Here is a 2,718-nt window from a genome sequence, read left to right as displayed (position 1 = left end):
GCTTCGCCGGGCGCGTGCTGATCGCCGGCCCCGACGCGCCGCCCGACCCGCTCGCCCGTCCGCTGGCCCATTGGCCCGGGCGCCTGCTGACGCCGGAGCCCGCCCATGTCTGAGCCGCACGTCGTCCCGCGCTGGGGCTGGGCGCTGACCGGCTCGGGGCATTTCTTCACCGAATGCCTCGACCTGATCCGCGCCCTCGATCACGTGGACCTGTTCGTCAGCCGCGCGGCGGACGAGGTCGTGCGCCAGTACCGCACCCGCCTCGACCTGCCGCCCGGCGCGCGCCTCTATCGCGACACCGCCGCGTCCTCGCCGCCGGTCGGCAATTTCTACCACGGCGTCTATCACACGCTGATCGTCGCCCCGGCCACGTCCAACACGGTCGCGAAATGCGTCTTCGGCATCTCCGACACGCTGGCCACCAACGTCTTCGCGCAGGCCGGCAAGTGCCGCGTGCCAAGCATCGTCTTCGCCTGCGACACCGCGCCGGAGATGGAGACGGAGGCGCCGGAGGGCATGGTCCGCGTCTATCCGCGCCGCATCGACCTGGAAAACACCGCCCGGCTGCGCGACTTCGAGGCGACCGACGTGGTGGAGACGCTGCCCGCCCTGCGCGATGCGATCGAGGCGCGCCGCCGGGCGCTTGCCGCCTGAACGCGGCTTCATGGCCGAACGCATCCTGTTCCTGACCGGCCATCTGGCCGAACCCCGCCTGCGCCGCGTGCTGGAGGGCATGGGCAACACGCCCTTCGCCTGGGAGATCGCCGATATCGGCGTCAAGGTCGCCGCCCTGATGACGGAGGCGATCATCCGCCGCCGTCTGCCACCGCCGCTCGCCGCCGACCGCGTCGTGCTGCCCGGCCGCGCCGGCGTCGATGTCGCGCGCCTGTCGGCCGAGTACGGCGTGACGTTCGAGCACGGGCCGGACGAGGTCGCCGACCTGCCGCGCCATTTCGGCATCGGCGCCCGCCGCGCCGACCTCTCGCGCCATGACATACGCATCTTCGCCGAGATCGTGGAGGCGTCCCGCCTGTCGCCCGACGCGCTGCTCGCCCGCGCCCGCGCCCACCGGGCGGACGGGGCGGACGTGATCGACCTCGGCTGCCAGCCCGGCCAGTCCTGGCCGGGGCTGGAGGACGCGGTGCGGCTGCTGAAGGCCGAGGGGATGGCGGTCAGCGTGGACAGCGGCGATGCGGACGAACTCCGCCGCGCGGCGCTCGCCGGCGCCGACCATGTGCTCAGCCTGACGGAGGCGACGCTGGATGCGGTGGACGGCACCGCCTGCGTCCCGGTGCTGATCCCGGCGTCACAGGGCGATCTCGACAGTCTCGTGCGCGCGGCGGAGCGGTGCGGGGCGGCGGGGCGGGCCTGCCTGCTCGACCCGATCCTCGATACGATCCATTTCGGCTTCACCGCCTCGATCCTGCGCTACGCCGCGCTGCGCGCGCGGCTGCCGGACGCGGCGATGCTGATGGGCACCGGCAACCTGACCGAACTGACCGACGCCGACAGCAGCGGCGTCACCGCCCTCCTGCTCGGCATCTGCAGCGAGCTTGCGATCCGCAACGTGCTGATCGTGCAGGTCAGCCCGCACACCCGCCGCACGGTCGCCGAACACGACCGCGCGCGCCGCATCCTGTACGCCGCCCGCGAGGATGCCGCCCTGCCGCGCCTCTATGACGAGGGGCTGCTGCAAATCCACGACCGCCGCCCCTGGACCACGACGGCGGAGGAGGTGGCGCGCGACGCCGCTGCCACGCGCGACGGCAATTTCCGCATTGTTGCCACCGAGGACGGCATTCATGTCTACAATGCGCGCATGCACCGGGTCGGGGACGATGCGTTTGCCTTCTATCCCGCCCTCGACGTCGCGCAGGACGGGGCGCACGCGTTCTATCTCGGCGCCGAACTCGCGCGGGCGGAAATAGCCTGGCGGCTCGGCAAGCGCTACGTGCAGGACGAGCCGCTCGATTTCGGCGTCGCCGCACCCCGCCCGGCCGGCGCCCGCACCCGCCTCGCCGATGCCGGCCACACGCTGCGCGGACGCCAGCCAGAGGGACGCCAGCCAGAGGGACGCCAACCGGAGGAACGAAACCCAGAGGGAACCGGGCCTGCCGATGCCGATGATACGTGAGACCATCCTGACCACGATCTCCGCCGCTGGCGTCGTCCACATGGCGCCCATCGGCCTGATCGCGGCGGAGGAGGGGCGGTGGATCGCCGCCCCCTTCGCGCCCTCCACCACGTCGGACAACCTCCGCGCGGTGCCGCAGGCGGTCGCCAACCATGTCGGCGACGTGCGCGTCTTCGCCGGCTGCCTCACCGGACGGCGCACCTGGCCGGTGCTCGCCTGCTCGCACGTCCTGCCGCCGCGCCTGCTGGCCGCGATCACCCATGACGAGATGGTGGTGGAGCGGATCGAGCCGGACCCGCAACGCCCGCGCTATGTCTGCCGCATCGTCCGGCGCGAGCAGCACGCGGCGTTCGAGGGCTACAACCGCGCCCAGGCGGCGGTGATCGAGGGCGCGATCCTGGTCAGCCGCCTGTCCATGCTGTCGCCGGACAAGGTCGCGCGCGAGATGGATTATCTGCGCATCGCCATCGGCAAGACGGCCGGCGACGCCGAACGCATCGCCTGGTCGTGGCTGGAGGAGGCGGTCGCCGCCTATGACGCGGGCAGGACGGCCAGCAGCGCCACCGCCGCCGCCGGGGCGCAGG

3 protein-coding genes are annotated in these 2,718 nt (G+C 72.7%); all 3 read left to right on the top strand.

Annotated elements, in window-relative coordinates; translation table 11 throughout:
- Positions 1-105: 105 nt before the first annotated feature.
- Complete coding sequence (locus B8460_RS15595; protein ID WP_048862533.1) at positions 106-654, top strand: flavoprotein; 549 nt, start codon at positions 106-108, stop codon at positions 652-654.
- Positions 655-664: 10 nt separating this feature from the next.
- Entirely contained in the window at positions 665-2,134 is a 1,470-nt protein-coding gene (locus B8460_RS15590) for a DUF6513 domain-containing protein (protein WP_048862532.1), read from the top strand.
- A partial coding sequence (locus B8460_RS15585) for a DUF447 domain-containing protein (protein ID WP_148360642.1) occupies positions 2,118-2,718 on the top strand: 601 nt, incomplete at its 3' end. The genes B8460_RS15590 and B8460_RS15585, both read left to right, overlap by 17 nt.

The organism is Acidisphaera rubrifaciens HS-AP3 (assembly GCF_000964365.1).
Classification (GTDB): domain Bacteria; phylum Pseudomonadota; class Alphaproteobacteria; order Acetobacterales; family Acetobacteraceae; genus Acidisphaera; species Acidisphaera rubrifaciens.
The sequence above is the reverse complement of the archived record's forward strand: the minus strand, read 5'-3'. Positions and strand labels throughout refer to the sequence as shown.